The sequence below is a fragment of the Rhizobacter sp. AJA081-3 genome (assembly GCF_017795745.1).
GTDB lineage: Bacteria > Pseudomonadota > Gammaproteobacteria > Burkholderiales > Burkholderiaceae_C > Piscinibacter.
This window is the reverse complement of sequence record NZ_CP059067.1, coordinates 3792462-3809518: the sequence shown is the minus strand read 5'-3', so window position 1 is coordinate 3809518 and position 17057 is coordinate 3792462. Positions and strand designations below refer to the sequence as shown.

The following is a 17057-nucleotide window of genomic DNA, read 5'->3' as shown; positions in this document are numbered from 1 at the left end:
GTTCCCATCGTGCCGGCGCGGTAACAAATTCCGTGTCCTGGCCGTGGTTCACGTCACGCGGCCGGGCCCGGCGCGCGCGGCGGCGCCGCTACACCGCGCAGTAGCGCTCCTGGATCTCGCGGTCGGCCAGCAGCTCGGCGGCGTTGCCTTCGTGGGCGATCTGTCCCTGGTCGAGGATGTAGGCGCGGTCGGAGATCGACAGCGCCCGCTCGACGTTCTGCTCGACCAGCAGGATGGTCGTGCCCTCGCGCTTCATGCGCGCGAACAGCTCGAACATCTCGTGCACCAGCAGCGGCATGATGCCTTCCGAAGGCTCGTCGAGCAGGATCATGCGCGGCTTGCTCATCATCGCGCGCGCGATGGCGAGCATCTGCTGCTCGCCGCCGGACAGGGACGTGCCTTCCTGGTGCATGCGCTCGGCCAGCCGCGGGAAGGTCTGCACGATCTCGTCGATGCGCTCGCGCTCGGTGTGCCTCGCCTTGCCGGCGATCAGGCCCAGGCGAAGGTTCTCCAGCACGGTCAGGCCCGGCACGATGCGCCGCTCCTCCGGCACGTAGGCCAGGCCGAGGTGGTAGCGGGAATGGGCGGGCTGGGCCAGGATCTCCTGCCCGTCGAAGCGTACGTGGCCGACGCGCTTGGCGAGCAGCCCCATGATCGCCTTCAGCGTGCTCGTCTTGCCGGCGCCGTTGCGGCCCATCAGCGTGACGATCTCGCCCGCATCGACGTGGAAACGCAGCCCCTGCACCACGTGGCTGCGGTCGTACCAGGCGTCCAGGCCGTCGACTTCGAGCATCGGTGAGCCCATATCAGCTCTGCCCCAGGTAAACGCGCCGCACTTCGGTGTTGGCACGGATCTCGTCGGGCGTGCCCTCGGCGAGGAACTCGCCGTGGTGCAGCACCAGCAGCCGCTCGCAGATGCCCATCACCAGCTTCATCTTGTGCTCGACGATGATCACCGAACGCTCCGCGGCCAGCTGCACGATGAGGTCCATCATCACCTTGGTCTCTTCCGGCGACATGCCGGCGGTGGGCTCGTCCATCAGCAGCAGCGTGGGCTCGCTGGCCAGCGCCATCGCCACCTCGAGCGCGCGCTGCTGGCCGTGGGCCAGGTCGGCGGCCGTGCGGTCGTGCAGCGAGGCCAGGCCCACGCGCGCGAGCAGTTCGTGCGCGCGGTCGCTCAGCGCCGTCAGCTTCGCGCGCGGCGTCAGCAACTGGTAGCGCGCCGAGCGCATCTGCGCCGCCACGCGCACGTTTTCGTGGGCGCTGAGCTGCTTGAACACGGTGGTGATCTGGAAGCTTTTGGCGATGCCGATCCGTGCGAACTCGTGCTGCGCCAGGCCGGTGATGTCGCGGCCCTGGAACTTCAGCGTGCCGGCCGAAGGCGGGAAGGCGCCGCTGACGACGTTGAAGAAGGTGCTCTTGCCCGCACCGTTGGGGCCGATGATGGCGCTGAGCTTGCCGGCCTCGAACTTCGTCGAGACCTTGTTGAGCGCCACGAACTTGCCGAAGCGCATGCTGATGCCTTCGACCTCGAGAATGGGCACGGAACTCATCGCACCCGCTCCAGTCGCTTGATCACCGTGCCCCAGATTCCCGAGGGGAAGAACAGCACGAAGAACATGAACACGCCGCCGACCACGGCCATCCAGTGCTTGGTGAACACCGTCACCACGTCTTCCAGCGTGAGGAACACGCCGGCGCCGACGAAGGGTCCGAAGAAGGTGCCCATGCCGCCGAGCAGGCACATCATCACCGCCTGGCCCGACAGCAGGTAGTGCAGCGAGTCGATCGGCACGATCGACAGGTGCAGTGCGCGCAGCGCGCCGGCCAGCCCGCAGATCAGCGCCGAGAGCACGAAGACGAGCAGCTTGGTGCGCGCCACGTCGTAGCCGCAGGCGGCGGCGCGGCGGTCGTTCTCGCGCACCGCCTCGATCACCGCGCCGAAGGGCGAGGCGAGCACGCGCGAGACGAACCACAGCGCCAGCGCCACGAAGGCGAGGATCACGTAGTACTTGGTGACCGGGTTGAGGAAGTCGAGCCTGAGGCTGCCGATCTCCACCGCCGGCACCTGGATGCCGCGCAGGCCGTTCTCGCCGCCCGTCCAGCGCTCGGCCTTGTAGAAGGCGTAGTAGACGATCTGCCCGAGTGCCAGCGTCACCATCGAAAAGTAGATGCCGCGCGTGCGGATGGCCAGGAAGCCGATCACCAGGCCGGCCACGCCGGCGCAGACCACGCCCAGCACCACCGCCGCCCACCAGGGCCAGCCGCCGTGCACCATGGCGATGCCGGTGAGGTAGCTGCCCACGCCGAGAAAGGCCGCGTGGCCGAACGAGAGCAGCCCGGTGTAGCCGAACAGCAGGTTGAAGCCCACCGCGAACAGACCGAACAGCAGGATGTTGATGGCCAGCGCGTGGTAGGGCATCAGCAGCGGGAAGACCATCAGGAAGGCGATCACCGCTGCCACGCGGTGCCGGCGCACGAACTCGAACGCGTCCCTCACGACATCAACCCCGCCTTGCCGAAGAAGCCCTGCGGGCGCAGCAGCAGCACCACCGCCATCAGCACGAAGATCGACAGCTCGGCGAGGTCGGGTGCGAACAGCGAGGTGAGCGAGAACACGATGCCCACCAGCAGCCCGGCCAGCACCGCGCCGGGCAGCGAGCCCATGCCGCCGACCACGGTGACGACGAAGCTCTCGGCCAGCACGTGGATGCCCATCTCCGGGTTGACGGCACGCGTGGGCGCGGCCAGCACGCCGGACAGCCCGGCGATCGCCGTGCCGATGCCGAAGACGACCAGCCAGACGCGCGCGATGTCGATGCCCAGCACCTTGCAGATCTCGCCGTCGCGCGAGCCGGCACGCACGATCAGGCCGTAACGCGTCTTCTCGAGGAACAGCCACAGCGCCAGCACCACCACCGCGGTTGCGAAGATCAGGAAGAGGCGGTACTTCGGGAAGAAGCCGATGCCCAGGTCAACCGCACCGCGCAGCTCCGGCGGCGTCGACGAGGGGATGCCCTCGATGCCGAACATCACCCGCATCGCCTCGATCAGCACCCAGCTCAGGCCAAAGGTCAGCAGCAGCGGGTAGTCGATGCCGCGGCCGTACAGCGGCCGCACCAGAAAGCGCTCGGTGACCAGGCCGAGCACGCCCACCACCAGCGGCGTGAGCACCAGGCTGAACCAGAAGTTGCCGGTCAGGCCCATGAAGTACAGGCCGATGAAGGCGCCCACCATGAAGAACGCGCCATGGGCGAAGTTCACCACGGTGAGCATGCCGAAGATCAGGCTCAAGCCGATCGCCAGCAGCGCGTACACCGCGCCCAGCGCGATGCCGGTGACCAGCTGCAGCGCGAGCAGCGAGGGCGTGATCTCCATGTCAGTCCCGTGGGGGCTTCATTTCAGGTGGTGACCTTGTGCCCCATCTCCTCGCAGGTGCGCAGGTTCTTCTCGTCCGCGGCCTCGATGGCGAGCACGTTGAACACGTCGTTCTTGTCCTTCATGTTCTTGCTCTTGCTCTCGACGATGACCACCGACTGCACCGACTGGTGATCGCACTTGCGATAGGACTGCGGGCCCTTGTACCAGTCGTACTTGAGCTGGCGCAGCGCGATCGACACGCGCGTGGAGTCGGTCGCATCGGCGTCCTTCACCGCCTGCAGCACGCTGCGGATGCCGGCGTAGCCCAGCGCGCCGTAGTCCGACGGCACCGCGCCGCCGTAGGCCTTGCGGAAGGCGTCGTTGAACTTCTTCGCGCTGGGGATCTTGTCTTCCATGCCCCAGTAGTACGAGGTGCCGCCGAGGATGCCTTCGAAGGCATCGGCGCCGCCGGCCTGGCGCGAGGTGTACAGCAGCACCGGCGCGATGATCTTCGTGCCCTGCTTGAGGCCGAAGTCGGTGGCCTGCTTGGCGCTGTTGACGAGGTCTCGGCCGAAGTTGCACAGCACGAGGATGTCGGGCTTGAGCGCCTGGATGCGCGGCAGGAAGGCCGAGTAGTCGGCGGCGCCCAGCGGGTGGCGGATGTCGGCCAGCGTCTGCACGCCCAGGCCTGCGCCGGCGCGCTGGAAGCCGCGCACCATCTCGTGGCCGTAGGCGTAGTCGGCGGTCAGGTAGACCACCTTCTTGCCGAACTTCGGGAAGGCGTAGCGGCCTACTGCGCCGGCGGTGAGGTGCGGGTTCAGCGCCTCGTGGAAGGTGTACAGGCTCCAGTCCTTCGCCTCGTTGATGGTGTCGCTCTGGCTGATGCTGTTGAACAGCACCTTGCGCTCCTTGGTCACCGCGTTGATGGACAGCTGCGTGGCCGCCGACAGCGAGCCGACGACGAAGTTGACCTTGTCCTTCTCGATCAGCTCCAGCGTGCGCGTGGCCGCCTCGCCGGGGTTGAGCTTGTCGTCGCGCACCAGCAGTTCGGCCATCTGGCCCTTGTGGCCGCCGGCGGCGTTCCATTCCTTCACCGCCAGCTCGGCGGCGCGCACCTGGTCCTGCGCCTCGGCCGAGAAGGCGCCAGTCAGCGGCACCGGGAAGCCGATCTTGATCGCGGCGCCCTGGGCGCGGGCGATGTTGAACAGGGCCGGGGCCGCGGCCACGGCGGTGCCGGCCATGACGATGCGGCGGCGGCGCAGGTTGGCGGGGGTGTGGCTCATGTCGATGTCTCCTGGCTGTGTTGAGTGGCAGGCTTCAGGCGGCCTGCGTCGCGGGGTTCTCGTTGCCGAACAGGCTCGGGTCGATGGCGGTCTGATGCATCACCTCGATGGGGCTGCGCAGTGCGCTGGCGCCGCGCTGGCGCGCCTCGATGTAGGCGCCCAGCCGCCGCGCGCGCTGCACCACCGACGCGCACACCGGCTGGCGCATCGCGGCGTAGCGGCGCAGCGCCTGCGGCGTGGCGCCGAGCTCGGCGATGCAGGCGGCGAGCACCACCGCGTCGTCGCCGGCCTTGGCCACGCCCATGCCCACGTGCGGGCGCGCCACGAAGGCGGCGTCGCCGAGCAGCGCGACGCGGCCGAAGGCCAGCTCGTCGGAAATGAAGTCGTAGATCGGCTGCAGGAAGGGCACGGCCGTCTTCTCGGCGATCTCGGCGAACTGCGGTGCGAGCTTGTCGCGCGCGGCCTGCCGCATCGCCGCGACATGTCGCCACGACACCTGCTGCGGCGCGATGCCTTCAGGGTGGTGCACGCCGTCGCCGTCGCTCATCAGCGCGGCCAGCTCGGCGCCGGGCGCGGCGGGGCGGTACCAGACGAAATTCCAGCGCCGCTGGCCCGGCTCGATGCTGTCGTCGGCGCCGGCCACCGGGTAGCCGATCATCTGCTCGCCGTCGGGCAGGCCGAAGCCGAAGTGGCCGAACAGCGTGTCGCGGGCGTGGCGCGACAGGCTGGCCTCGTCGCACACGCCGCGCCAGGCGATGTAGTTGGCGTACAGCGGCAGCACCTTGGGCGCGAACTGCGCGCGCACGCCGGAGCGGATGCCGTCGCAGGCGATCAGCAGCTCGCCCGACACCATCTCGCCGCTGGCCAGGCGCACTGCCACGCCGGCCTCGTTCTGCTCGACGCCGGCCACCTGGGCGCCGAGCCGGTAGCGCTCGGCCGGCAGCGCGGCGCGCAGCAGCGAGTACAGGCGCCCCCAGGAGGTCAGCACCTGCGGGTGCACCCAGCGGCACTCGGCCTGCCCGCGCGCATCGAGCACCACGCGCGACTCGACCGGCACGCCCAGCGTGTGGTCGACCACCGCGCCGCACTGGCGCAGCGCCGCGCGCAGGTTCTCGTGCGTGACGATGCCGGCACCGCGGCCTTCGAGCGAGCGGGCCGAGCGCTCGAGCACGAGCACGTCGTGGCCCGCACGCAGCAGGATGTTGGCGGCCATCAGGCCGCCGAGCGATCCGCCGCTGATCAGGATGCGGGCCATGTCGGGGTCAGGCGGCCATCGCCGTCTTCTCGTGGGCCGGGAAGTTGAGTTCGACGACCACGCCGTTGGGGTCGTCGACGAACACCTGGTGTAGCCCGAGCAGCGGCACGGTGCGCTCGCGGCCCTCGACGCCGTGTTCGCGCAGCGTGGCCAGCATCTGCGCCAGGCCGGTGGTGAAGAAGGCCACGTGATCGACCGCGCCGGTGCCGTGCAGGCTGCTCTCGTCGCGGTCGCCGAGGTAGCGCTTCAGCCCTTCCGGGTCGTTGCGGTCGATGCCGATGATGTGGATCACCGCGTTGGCCCACTCGCCGGTGTCGCCGGCATACAGCCACAGCCCGGGGAAGGGGAAGGGCGGGCGCGGTCCCTTGGTCAGGCCGAGCAGGCCGCAGTAGAAGCGCTCGCAGGCGTCGAGGTCGAGGCTGCGGATCGAGAAGTGGTTCAGCGACATCGCCATGGCTCGTCTCCTGTCGGTTCAGCGGCCTGCACGCGCGGTGGGCACGAACTCGTGCACCTGCGCGAGGTAGCCGCGGATGCGGTCGCGGATGAAGGTGTCGATCAGTGCCGGCTCGCCCTCGCCGCTGAAGTGCTGCTGGTAGATCAGCGGCCAGATGCCGAGCTGGTAGATCAGCGCGCCGTGCAGGCCCATCAGCGCCGACTCCTCGCGCGGCGTGGGCTTGGCACGCGATCGGCTGCCGGCGTGGCGGCGGGATTCGCGGATCAGCCGCGGGAACAGCTTCTCGCGCACCAGCGCGAAATAGCGCGTCGGGATGAGACCGTCGGAGAGGCCCGAGTGCACCAGCGTGCGCAGCCACTCCGGCGTGAGGATGGCCGGCAGGTACTCGCGGTAGAAGGCGATGAACTTGTCTTCGACGCCAATGGCCGCGTCGTCGAGCAGGGTTTCCCAGCGCGGATCCCAGCGGCCGGCGATGGTCTCTTCGTAGACGCGCTCGATCAGCGAGCGCTTGGTCGGGAAGTAGTGGTACAGCAGCGTGTGGGCGATGCCCAACTCGGCGGCGAGCTCGCGCATCTGGGCGTCGAGGCCGCGCCGCGCGAAGAAGTCGGTGGCGCCGTCGACGATCTGCTGCTCGCGCTCGCGCGCCTCCAGCCGGCGCCGTGGCGGCGCGGCCGGTTTGCGGGTTTCTGCGGTATTGATCATCTGGTCAACTCTGCTGAAATTGTTGAACGCTTGGTCAACAGGCCCCAATCCCGACAAACCCTAGCGGGGCTTTCATCGAGCCCCCGGAAGCGCAGCCCATGAAATCCCCGGCCTTCGACTACATCCGCGCCGATTCGCCGCAGCACGCCTTCGAGCTGCTGGCGAAGCATGGCGACGATGCGCGCGTGATCGCCGGTGGGCAGACGCTGCTGGCCACGCTGAACATGCGGCTGTCGCAGCCGGCGCTGCTGGTCGACATCGCCGGCTTCGACGCCTGGCGCGGCATTGCGGTGCAGGGTGGCATGCTGCGCGTCGGCGCGCTGACCCGCCACAGCGAGGTCGAGAGCTCGCCGCTGGTGGCGCGCCACGCGCCGCTGCTCGCGCAGGCCGCGCCGCACATCGCGCACCGCGCGATCCGCAATCTGGGCACCTTCGGCGGTGCACTCGCCTATGCCGACCCGGCCGCCGAGTGGCCCGCCTGTGTGCTGGCGCTGGATGCGACGCTGGTGATCGCCAGCGCGAAGGGCGAGCGCCGCGTCGCGGCGGCCGACTTCTTCCAGGGTCTGTATACCACCGCGATGCATCCGGGCGATCTGCTCATGGCCTGCGAGGTCCCGCTGATCGGCGAGGGCGAACGGCAGGCCTTCAGCGAGCTCTCGCGGCGCCAGGGCGACTACGCGGTGGCGGGCCTCGCGGCGCGGGCGAAGGTTTCCGGCAGCACGCTGCGTGACGTGCGCCTGGCCTTCCTCAGCCTGGGCGACCGGCCGATCCGTGCGCGTTCTGCCGAGGCCGCGCTGCAAGGTGGTGCCATCGACGACGCGCGCCTTGCGCAGGTCGATGCCGCACTGCGCGCCGAACTCGACCCCTTCGACGACCTGACCCATTCGGCCGCTGCCAAGAAACAGCTCGCCGCCACGCTGATGCGCCGCGCGGTCGCGCAGCTGATCAAGGAGAAGTCATGAACCATCAGACAGCGTCGAAGTGGCGGGCCGAGCGCCGGGCCGCTCCCAAGCCGGCCCGCGTCCCCTCGGGGGACCGGCCGCGGTACGCCGCGGACGAGGGGCAGTCATGAACACCCCGACTGATTCCCCCAAGCGGCGCGTGCGCGTCGAGGTCAACGGCACGCCGATCGTGCGCGAGGTCGAGTGCCGCAAGCACCTGATCGATTTCCTGCGCGAGGACTGCGGCATGAAGGGCTCGCACCTGGGCTGCGAACACGGCGTGTGTGGCGCCTGCACGGTGCGGCTCGATGGCCAGATCGTGCGCGGCTGCCTGGTGCTGGCGGCGCAGGCCGACGGCCACCGCGTCGACACCGTCGAGACATCGACGCCAAGCAAGCGACTCAAGGCGCTGCAGGACGCCTTCGTCGAGCACAACGCGCTGCAATGCGGCTACTGCACGCCGGGCATGCTGATGGCGGCGCTCGAACTCGTCGAGCAAAAGCCTGACGCCGACCGCACCCAGGTGCGCGAGTGGATGAGCGGCAACTACTGCCGCTGCACCGGCTACCACGCGATCGTCGACGCGGTCTGCGCGGTGCTCGAGCAGCAGCGCGCCGGGCGCTTCGCCGACGAGCCGGTGGCCTCGGCCGACGAGGTGCGCGCATGAACCACCCCACGGAGATCCCGACACGCCGCGACCTCGGCGCCGACCTGCCGGCCGTCACCGAGGACCAGCGCCACATCGGCGTGGCCATCCCGCGCGAAGGTGTGCGCCGGCTGACGCAGGGCCGCGGCCAGTTCGTCGACGACATCGAGCTGCCGCGCCTGGCGCACGTGGTGTTCTGGCGCTCGCCGGTGGCGCACATGCGCATCACGCGCATCGAGCGCAGCGCGGCGCAGGCGCTGCCCGGCGTGATCGCGGTGGTGGTGGGCGCCGAGATCGCAGCCATCTGCAAGCCCTGGGTGGCCACGCTGGCGCACCTCGCGGGCATCAAGAGCGCGCCGCAGTACCCGATGGCGCTGGAGCGCGCCACCTGGCAAGGCGAGCCGGTGATCGCCATCGTGGCCGAGACGCGCGCCGTCGCCGAAGACGCGCTCGGCCTGCTCGAGGTCGAGTGGGAGTCGCTGCCCGCCGTGCTCGACACCGAGACCGCGCTCGACCCGGCCACGCCGTTGATCCACCCCGAACTCGGCGACAACCTGTGTTTCACGCGATCGCTGGACACCGGCGGCGTCGACGAGGCCTTCGCGCGGCCCGACGCGGTGGCGTTCGAGGAGACCTACGTCTTCGGCCGCCACACCGGCGTGACGCTGGAGCCACGCTGCCAGATCGCCGACTGGAACCCGGGTGACCAGAAGCTCACCGTGTACCACTCGTTCCAGGCCCCGCACATGATGCAGGACCTGTACTGCCGCCAGTTCGAACTGCAGGAATCGCAGGTGCGCGTGGTCTGCCGCGACGTCGGCGGATCCTTCGGCATCAAGGTGCATGCCTACCCGGACGACTTCGCCACCGTGGCGCTGGCCATGCTGCTGCAGCGGCCGGTGAAGTTCGTCGCCGACCGGCTGGAGAGCTTCGTCTCCGACATCCATGCGCGTGAGCACCGCATCCGGGCGCGCATCGCCGCGACGAAGGCGGGCGAGATCCTTGCCTTCGAGATCGACGACCTGACCGGCATCGGCCCGTTCAGCATGTTCCCGCGCACCAGCGGCATCGAGGGCAACCAGGTCGTCAACCTGACCGGCGGGCCCTACAAGCACAAGGCCTATCGCGCGAAGCTCAAGGTGGTGTTCCAGAACAAGGTGCCGACGTGCCAGTACCGCGGCGTGGGCCACCCGATCGCCTGCGCGGTGACGGAGGCGCTGGTGGACGGCATCGCCGCGAAGATCGGCATGGACCCGATCGCCATCCGCGAGGCGAACGTCATCCCCGACGACGCCTACCCGGCCACCGGCGCCTCGGGCATCAAGCTGGAGATCCTGTCGCACGAGGCCTGCCTGCGCGAAGCGAAGCGCGTGTGCGACTACGACGCGCTGCGCGCCGAGCAGTCGCAGCTTCGCAAGCAGAACGTCTACCGTGGCATCGGCGTGGCCACGCTGATCGAGCTGACCAATCCGAGCGCGGCCTTCTACGGCGTGGGCGGCGCGCGCATCGCCAGCCAGGACGGCGCCACGCTGCGCCTGGAGCCCACCGGCGTGCTCACGGTGATGAGCAGCGTGGGCGAGCAGGGCCAGGGCGCCGAGGCCATCTTCGCGCAGATCGCCGCCGACGCGGTGGGCGTGGGCATCGACCGTGTGCGCGTGGTCACCGGCGATACCGACGCCACGCCCTATGGCGGCGGCACCTGGGCTTCGCGCGGCGCCGGCATCGGCGGCGAGGCGGTGCTGCAGGCCGGGCTGGTGCTGCGCGAGAACATCCTCGCCACCGCCGAGGCGATCCTGCAGCGCGAGCGGTCCGGCCTCAAGCTGCACCGCGGCGCGGTGGTCGATGCGCGCACGAACGAACGCCTGCTCGATCTGGCCGAACTCGGCCGCATCGCCTACTTCCGCTCCGACACGCTGCCGAAGACCTTCACGCCCGAGCTGATGGTCACGCGCCACTACGCGCAGCGCGACTACCCCTTCATCTTCACCAATGGCGTGCAGGTCAGCCACGTGGAAGTCGACGTCGACACCGGCTTCGTGAAGCTGCTCAAGCACTGGGCGGTGGAGGACTGCGGCCGCGTCATCAACCCGATGCTGGTGGACGAGCAGATGCGCGGCGCCATCGTGCAGGGCATCGGCGGCGCGCTGTTCGAGGAGTGCCTGTACAGCGAAGACGGCACGCTGCGCAACGGCAACATGGCCGACTACCTGGTGCCCATGGCCGGCGAGATGCCCGACATCGTCGTCTCGCACGTGCAGTCGCCCACGCGCAGCTCGCAGCTCGGTGCCAAGGGGGCCGGCGAGGCCGGCACCGCCGGCGCGCCGGGCGCGGTGATGAACGCGATCAACGACGCGCTCGCGCCCTTCGGCGCACGCGTGTCCTCGCAGCCGATCACGCCGGAGAAGATCCTGCGCGCGCTGGGGAAGATCTAGCCTTCACTGCCCGCATTCCATCGCCGGCGGCATCTTCGCGAAGTTGGCCTGGATCTGCTCGGGCGTCAGGTCCTGCAGGTGCGTGGCGACCGACCAGCGGTGGCCGAACGGGTCGGTCAGCTGGCCGTAGCGATCGCCCCAGAACATGTCCTGCGCAGGCATCGTCACCGTGGCGCCGGCGCGCTCGGCCTGCGCCATCGTGGCGTCGACGTCGGGCACGAACAGGTGCAGGGTCACCGGCGAGCCCTTGAGCGCCTGGGGGCCGACCGAGCCCATCTCCGGGAACTCGTCGACCAGCATCAAGGCCGAGTCGCCGATGCGCAGCGCGGCGTGCATCAGCCGGCCGCCGGGCCCGCGCAGGCGCATGGCCTCGACGGCGCCGAAGGCGGCCTTGTAGAAGTCGATGGCCTTCGCGGCGCCGTCGCACACGAGGTGCGGGGTCAGCGAATGCATGCCTTCGGGGATGGGTCTGGCTTTCGGTGCGGGCATCGTCTTCTCTCCTGGTCGTGCGGGTGGATCGGCCACCGGGCCGTGGCGTGCCGCCGGCCCCGCGCTCAGCTCGGCCCAGGCCCGGCGAGCCGCGCCATAGGGCGCCCAGGCCGTGAAGAGCAGGGGTGGGAGCTTGTGCAAGGGGCGTGTCCGGTGGCAGCGTCACACCCACGACGAACGACAAGGGGGCGGATCGACAAGCGATCCGCCCCCTGGTGGCAGAAGAGCGTTGCAGCCTGGGCTCAGGGCTCGCCGCTCACCAGCTTCTCGCGCGGGTTGCCCGGCTTCGTGGTGCCGGCTTCGCTGATGACCAGCCCCTCGCTGATGACAATGCCTTCGCTGATCACCAGGCCCTCGCTGATCACCAGCCCTTCGCTGATGACGATGCCCTCGCTGATCACGATGCCTTCGCTGATGACGATGCCTTCGCTGATCACGATGCCCTGTGCGAGCGTCTTGCCGCTGGACAGCCACGACGACAGCGTCGCTGCCGGGATGAACAGGCCGGTCTTGCCGGTCAGCGACGAGGTGCCGGCCAGCTCGACCATCGAGACCACGCCCGGCGTCATCAGCGACATGTTCGGCGCGGGTGCCGACATCACCGCCATCGGGTAGGTGTTGCTGGTGTTCGGCCAGTAGCGAACGGTCAGCTTCTTGACGCTCTTGCGCACCCACTGGATGCGCGGGTCGTACCAGGGCTGCCACTGCTTGAACAAGGCTTCGCCGGTGACGATGCGGTTGCCGCCGGCGAACACGAGGCGCCCCCAGGGCACCGTCTCGCCATTGATCACCGAGCTCGGCGCCGGCAGCGTCGCGCCCGACCACCACAGCAGCGACTCGCCGGCCGGGATGCTGCCGCCGTCGGTGACGACCCGGCGGTACATGTCGTTGCGGATCGCGGCCGCGAGGCGCACCGCGCCGTCGACGTTGAGCAGGCCCGCGCCCTGTTGCGCGAGGTTGGCATTGGGCAGCACCTGCGCGGTGTACTGCAGGATGGCCTTGACCATCGGCGGCGTGAGGCCGGCGTTGGCTTCCAGCATCAGCGCCACCGCGCCGCTGACCACCGGGGCGGCAATCGAGGTGCCGCTGAGCATCATCAGCGAGTGGTCCTGCGTCTGCGTCGCGCCGCTGACCTTGGAGAGATCCGCATAACGCGAGGCGAGCGAATTCCAGGCGCCACCGGCAGCAGCCGTGTCCTCGGCGAGCGGGCCGACGATCTTGTTGCCCGGCGCCACCAGGTCGGGCTTGATGATCTGGTCGTACTGGCGCACGCCGCTGGCGTCGATGCGCGAGCCGCGTGTCGGGCCGCGCGAGCTGAAGTTGGTGACGATGTCGTCCTTGCGGCTGATCGTGCCCTTCAGGTTGACGGCGCCGACGGTCAGCGCGCTCGGCTCGTGGCCCGGCGAGCTGATGCTGCCGTAGGTCTGCTGGCCGGCGCCATTGACGCCGAAGTTGCCGGCCGCCACCACCACCACCATGCCCTGCGCCACGGCATTGCGCACGGCGCGCGCCAGCGGGTCGGTCTCGTAGGACTCGGTCGAGTCGGCACCCAGGCTGATGTTGATGATGCGGATGTTCTTGAACTTGCCGTAGTACAGCACCCAGTCCAGGCCGGCGAGCACGTCGGAGAGCTGGCCGTAGCCGTTGTCGTCGAGCACGCGCACGTCGAACAGGTTCGCGTTCGGCGCGATGCCGGTGGTGTCCACCGCCTGGTAGGTGCCGCGGCCGGCTGCGACGGCGGCCACGTGCGAGCCGTGGCCGTAGCGGTCGGCCTTCGGGGCGAAGCCGTTCTGGATCTTGCCCAGGTAGGTCTGCATCGTCGGGCTGGCCGGGTTCAGCGTGCCGGAGACGTCGATGCCCGGCGTCCAGTCGGTCACGCCGGCGCGCACCGCATCGCCGGCCTTGGTGAAGTTCACCGACTCGCGCACGCGGCTCTCGCCGGCACCATCGCCGGCGAAGTTGGCGTGCTGCCACGAGATGCCCGAGTCGAGCACGGCGATGCCGATGCCCTTGCCGCTGTAGCCGGTGATGCTGCTGTACGAGGTGGTGCCGGTGTTGCGGATGGCGGCCGTGCCGCTCACGCTCTCGACAGTGCTGGCCGAGCGCGTCATCAGGCGATTCGGCGAGATGCTCTGCACGTCGGCGCGCGCGGCCAGGCCGCCGACCTTGTCGGCCGGCACCAGCGCAGCCAGCGCGAGCACCGAGCTGTAGCGGTAATAGATGGAGCCGCCTGCGGACATCACCGCCGAGCGCAGCGCAGCGAGTTCGGCATCGTCGCTGTTGCTGACGATCAGCACCTTCACGTAGCGGCGGCCGTTGATGTCGCGCGCCCAGTTGATCGCCGGCGTGGTGGCGGCGGTCAGCACCGGCTGCAGGTCACGGGCGATCTTGGTCGAGTTGGTCTGCGCCGAGGCCGACAGGGCAGTGCCCAGCAGTGCGGCGGACAGCACGGCATGCCGAGTGGCGCGTTCGACGATGCCGATGAAGCGGGAGAGCGAGGCCATGGAGGTCATTTCTGGTGCGGATAACGAAGCATCGCAGCAACACCTCGATACAGGTGGGGGTTCCATCTGTGCGCGTGACCCAGTTGGCGTGCAAAAACCGCGTCCAGGCCGGGCGTTCCGGACGCTCGGCACGGTCGGCCGCAACTTGAGCGCCACTTTCGTGAAGCAGGGCACGCGCGGTGCATGCCGCAGAATCTCGCCTCACTCATCCGCGGGATTCCCATGCAAGCCGCTTTCTACGAACGCACAGGCGCCGCCGCCGAGGTGCTGCAAGTCGCCGAACTGCCCGACCCGCAGCCTGGCCCGGGCGAGGTGCGGGTGCGCCTGCGCTGGTCGGGTGTGAACCCCTCGGACGTGAAGTCGCGCGCCGGCCTGCGCAGCAAGCTGCTGGCCTTCCCGCGCATCGTGCCGCACAGCGACGGCATGGGCGTGATCGACGCGGTGGGCGAGGGCGTGCCGGCCGCGCGCCTGGGCGAGCGCGTGTGGGTCTGGAACGCCGCCTGGGGCCGCGCCTTCGGCACCGCCGCGCAGTTCGTCGTGCTGCCCGCGCGCCAGGCCGTCGTGCTGCCCGAAGGCACGAGCGACGAAGCCGGCGCCTGCCTGGGCATCCCCGCGCTGACGGCGCTGCACGCGGTGCTGACGGGCGGCGGTGTGGCCGGGCAGGCGGTGCTGGTGGCCGGCGGCGCCGGGGCGGTCGGCCACTACGCGGTGCAGTTCGCCAAGCTGCTCGGCGCCACTGCGGTGCTCGCCACGGTGAGCAGCGCGGCCAAGGGTGAGATCGCCCGGGCCGCCGGCGCCGACACGGTGATCGACTACCGCACGCAGAACGTCGCCGAGCAGGTGCGCGAGGCCACGGCGGGCCGCGGCGTGGATCGCATCATCGAGGTCGATGTGGCGGCCAATGCGGCGCTCGACCTGGAGCTGCTGCGTGCCGGCGGCGACCTCGTCGTCTACGGCAGCGGCCGGGGCGAGTTCACGCTGCCCTTCTTCCCGCTGATCGTGAAGAACCTGAACCTGCGCTTCTTCATCGTCTACAACCTCGACGCTGCCGATCGCGAGCGTGTCGTGGCCACGCTCAATGGCTTTCTGCGCCGCGGCGCGCTGCAGCACCTGATCGCGCAGCGCCTGCCGCTCGCGCAGATCGTGCAGGCGCATGAACTCGTCGAAAGCGGCCGCGCCGTCGGCAACGTCGTGATTTCCCTGCCCTGAGATCCCCCGCATCACGATCTGCGCGCCACGGGCAGACGGCGCGGACATCTCCCACGGGTAAACACCGTGTGCTGGCGAAGTGGATATCGCGGCTGGCAGAATCGCGCGCAATTTTTGCGGCAAGCCATGACACCGTTCACCCAGCAGCTCGAACCGTGGGGTGCCCAAGGCCGACGGGCCATGGGCGCTGCGCCGGTGGTCGTGGCAATGATTCTGGCGCTGTTCATCGCCCTCGGGCACGACGGGCGCCACGCGGTCCAGATGGCAGCGCTGGCACTGCCTCTGCTCGTCTGGGTGGCCTGGCCAATTCGCACGGAGGCGCTGCACCGGCTGCGTGCGCTGTGCGCGTGGCCGTTGGCGATGGGGTTCGTGATCGACGGTGCCGTACGCGACTATCTGTGGGATCGCTATGTCGCCGCGCCCAACAACTCGATGGTGCTCGGCGCGATGTCGAACACGCAGACTCGCGAGAGCCTCGAGTATCTCTGGCAGAACGCGCCCGACATGCTCTGGCGCGCGACTCTGGTGCTGGCTGCGGCGACGCTGCTGGCGCTGGCACTGCGCCGTGCGGCGCGCTGGCCGGCCGGTGCTGCAGCCTGGCGGCCCTCGCACCGGGCTTGCAGGTACGCGCTGGTGCTGCTGGTGCTGGTCTCCGCGCTTGCACACGCCAGCAAGCCTTGGCGGCGCTTGCACCCCACGCTGTACTGGACGAAATGGGTGGACGATGCCAACCGCCTGCGCGACGGCTGGTCGCAGCAGTCCCAGGCCAATCAGCGCCTGCTCGAATCTGCCCGCCATGCCGCTCCGACCGTCACCTTCCAGGGCGCGTCCACCGTGATGCTGGTGATCGGCGAGAGCATCAACCGCGACAACCTCGGCATCTACGGCTATCCGCGCGACACCACGCCACGGCTGGCGGCAGTCAAGGCAGCTCTGGGCGACGATTTCGGCGTGATTCGCAATGCCTGGTCGGCCGACGCGAGCACGCTGCCATCGCTGCGCGGCCTGTTTCGCTTCGGCCAGGCGCACGGCGCCGATGCGCCGCACCTGCTCGCACTGGCCCGAGCTGCCGGCTACAAGGTCTGGTGGATCGGCAACCAGGACGACATGGCTGTCGAGCAGCACTATGCGCAGCTGGCAGATCGTGCAACGATGATCAATCGCCGCCCCGGCCGCAGCGGCGATTCGCTGGACGGCGAACTGATCGACGAAGTCGGCATCGCGTCGCGCGACCCGGCGCCGCGCAAGCTGATCGTGGTGCACCTGATGGGCGCGCATCCGCATTACCGGCTGCGCCGGCCGGCCGGCGCCAACCCTTTCGCCGGCGTCCAGGACGATGTCGAGCATTCCTTGCGCCGCGCAGGCCGATCGGCGTGGACACGCGAGGCCCGCCGCGAATACGACGCAGCGCTGCGCTACCACGACGGCGTACTCTCGGATCTCTTCGGGCAATTGCGCGACAGCGTGGGCGTGGGCGGCCGTGGTGCCTGGCTGTACCTCGCTGACCATGGGCAGGAGGTCGGCCATGAGCTGGATCGTGTCGGCCACAGCGCTAGCACCGCGGCGGGCTATCGCATTCCAGCGCTGGTGTGGCGCAGCGAAGGCCTGTCGTCGCAGGTGGCCGAGCAGCCGTTCCGCGCCGACTGGGCCGCGTGGACGGTGGCTGAACTGATGGGCCTGCGCTGGAACGGTCGCGACGCGGCGCGCGATGTGCTCAACCCCGACTACCAATGGCAACCGCCGCCTCTGGCCGTCCGTGTCACCTCGTTCGAGCGCTGAGCC

General features: G+C 69.6%; 15 protein-coding genes. 5 read left to right on the top strand and 10 right to left on the bottom strand.

Features of this window, described 5'->3' with window-relative positions; translation table 11 throughout:
- Window positions 1-88: 88 nt before the first annotated feature.
- The 8 genes from HZ992_RS18145 to HZ992_RS18110 are packed head-to-tail and all read right to left on the bottom strand — an operon-like array spanning window position 89 to window position 7054.
- Window positions 89-793, bottom strand: coding sequence for an ABC transporter ATP-binding protein (locus HZ992_RS18145; RefSeq protein WP_209383219.1), 705 nt, complete (start codon window positions 791-793; stop codon window positions 89-91).
- A 13-nt stretch (window positions 794-806) separates the two neighbouring features.
- A complete protein-coding gene (locus tag HZ992_RS18140; protein ID WP_209383218.1) occupies window positions 807-1553 on the bottom strand; it encodes an ABC transporter ATP-binding protein in 747 nt (248 codons plus the stop codon).
- A complete protein-coding gene (locus tag HZ992_RS18135) occupies window positions 1550-2500 on the bottom strand; it encodes a branched-chain amino acid ABC transporter permease (RefSeq protein WP_245213101.1) in 951 nt (316 codons plus the stop codon). Before HZ992_RS18135 ends, HZ992_RS18140 begins: the two co-directional genes overlap by 4 nt.
- A complete protein-coding gene (locus HZ992_RS18130) occupies window positions 2497-3378 on the bottom strand; it encodes a branched-chain amino acid ABC transporter permease (RefSeq protein ID WP_245213100.1) in 882 nt (293 codons plus the stop codon). The genes HZ992_RS18135 and HZ992_RS18130 overlap by 4 nt, the downstream gene beginning before the upstream one ends.
- A gap of 23 nt (window positions 3379-3401) precedes the next feature.
- A complete protein-coding gene (locus HZ992_RS18125; protein WP_245213099.1) occupies window positions 3402-4643 on the bottom strand; it encodes an ABC transporter substrate-binding protein in 1242 nt (413 codons plus the stop codon).
- A gap of 34 nt (window positions 4644-4677) precedes the next feature.
- Complete coding sequence (locus HZ992_RS18120) at window positions 4678-5898, bottom strand: FAD binding domain-containing protein (protein WP_209383217.1); 1221 nt, start codon at window positions 5896-5898, stop codon at window positions 4678-4680.
- A 7-nt stretch (window positions 5899-5905) separates the two neighbouring features.
- Window positions 5906-6352, bottom strand: coding sequence for a VOC family protein (locus tag HZ992_RS18115; RefSeq protein ID WP_209383216.1), 447 nt, complete (start codon window positions 6350-6352; stop codon window positions 5906-5908).
- An 18-nt stretch (window positions 6353-6370) separates the two neighbouring features.
- A complete protein-coding gene (locus HZ992_RS18110) occupies window positions 6371-7054 on the bottom strand; it encodes a TetR/AcrR family transcriptional regulator (RefSeq protein ID WP_209383215.1) in 684 nt (227 codons plus the stop codon).
- Window positions 7055-7152: 98 nt separating this feature from the next.
- On the opposite strand from HZ992_RS18110, the gene HZ992_RS18105 reads away from it, so the two are divergent.
- The 3 genes from HZ992_RS18105 (at window position 7153) to HZ992_RS18095 (ending at window position 11073) form a co-directional block, all read left to right on the top strand.
- Window positions 7153-8016 (top strand): FAD binding domain-containing protein, encoded by an 864-nt coding sequence (locus HZ992_RS18105; RefSeq protein ID WP_209383214.1) that lies wholly within the window; start codon window positions 7153-7155, stop codon window positions 8014-8016.
- 106 nt (window positions 8017-8122) lie between these two features.
- The gene (locus tag HZ992_RS18100; RefSeq protein ID WP_209383213.1) at window positions 8123-8662 is read left to right on the top strand and encodes a (2Fe-2S)-binding protein; all 540 of its coding nucleotides are present in this window, start codon (window positions 8123-8125) and stop codon (window positions 8660-8662) included.
- The gene (locus HZ992_RS18095) at window positions 8659-11073 is read left to right on the top strand and encodes a xanthine dehydrogenase family protein molybdopterin-binding subunit (RefSeq protein WP_209383212.1); all 2415 of its coding nucleotides are present in this window, start codon (window positions 8659-8661) and stop codon (window positions 11071-11073) included. Before HZ992_RS18100 ends, HZ992_RS18095 begins: the two co-directional genes overlap by 4 nt.
- Window positions 11074-11076: 3 nt before the next feature.
- On the opposite strand, the gene HZ992_RS18090 is transcribed toward HZ992_RS18095, so the two are convergent.
- Both HZ992_RS18090 and HZ992_RS18085 read right to left on the bottom strand, forming a co-directional pair.
- Complete coding sequence (locus HZ992_RS18090; protein ID WP_209383211.1) at window positions 11077-11562, bottom strand: VOC family protein; 486 nt, start codon at window positions 11560-11562, stop codon at window positions 11077-11079.
- 242 nt (window positions 11563-11804) lie between these two features.
- Window positions 11805-14066 (bottom strand): S8 family serine peptidase, encoded by a 2262-nt coding sequence (locus HZ992_RS18085; RefSeq protein WP_209383210.1) that lies wholly within the window; start codon window positions 14064-14066, stop codon window positions 11805-11807.
- A gap of 222 nt (window positions 14067-14288) precedes the next feature.
- Here HZ992_RS18085 and HZ992_RS18080 point away from each other — a divergent pair, with 222 nt between their 5' ends.
- Both HZ992_RS18080 and HZ992_RS18075 read left to right on the top strand, forming a co-directional pair.
- Window positions 14289-15275 (top strand): NADPH:quinone reductase, encoded by a 987-nt coding sequence (locus HZ992_RS18080; RefSeq protein ID WP_209383209.1) that lies wholly within the window; start codon window positions 14289-14291, stop codon window positions 15273-15275.
- 126 nt (window positions 15276-15401) lie between these two features.
- Window positions 15402-17054 (top strand): phosphoethanolamine transferase, encoded by a 1653-nt coding sequence (locus HZ992_RS18075; protein ID WP_209383208.1) that lies wholly within the window; start codon window positions 15402-15404, stop codon window positions 17052-17054.
- The last annotated feature ends 3 nt before the right edge of the window (window positions 17055-17057 follow it).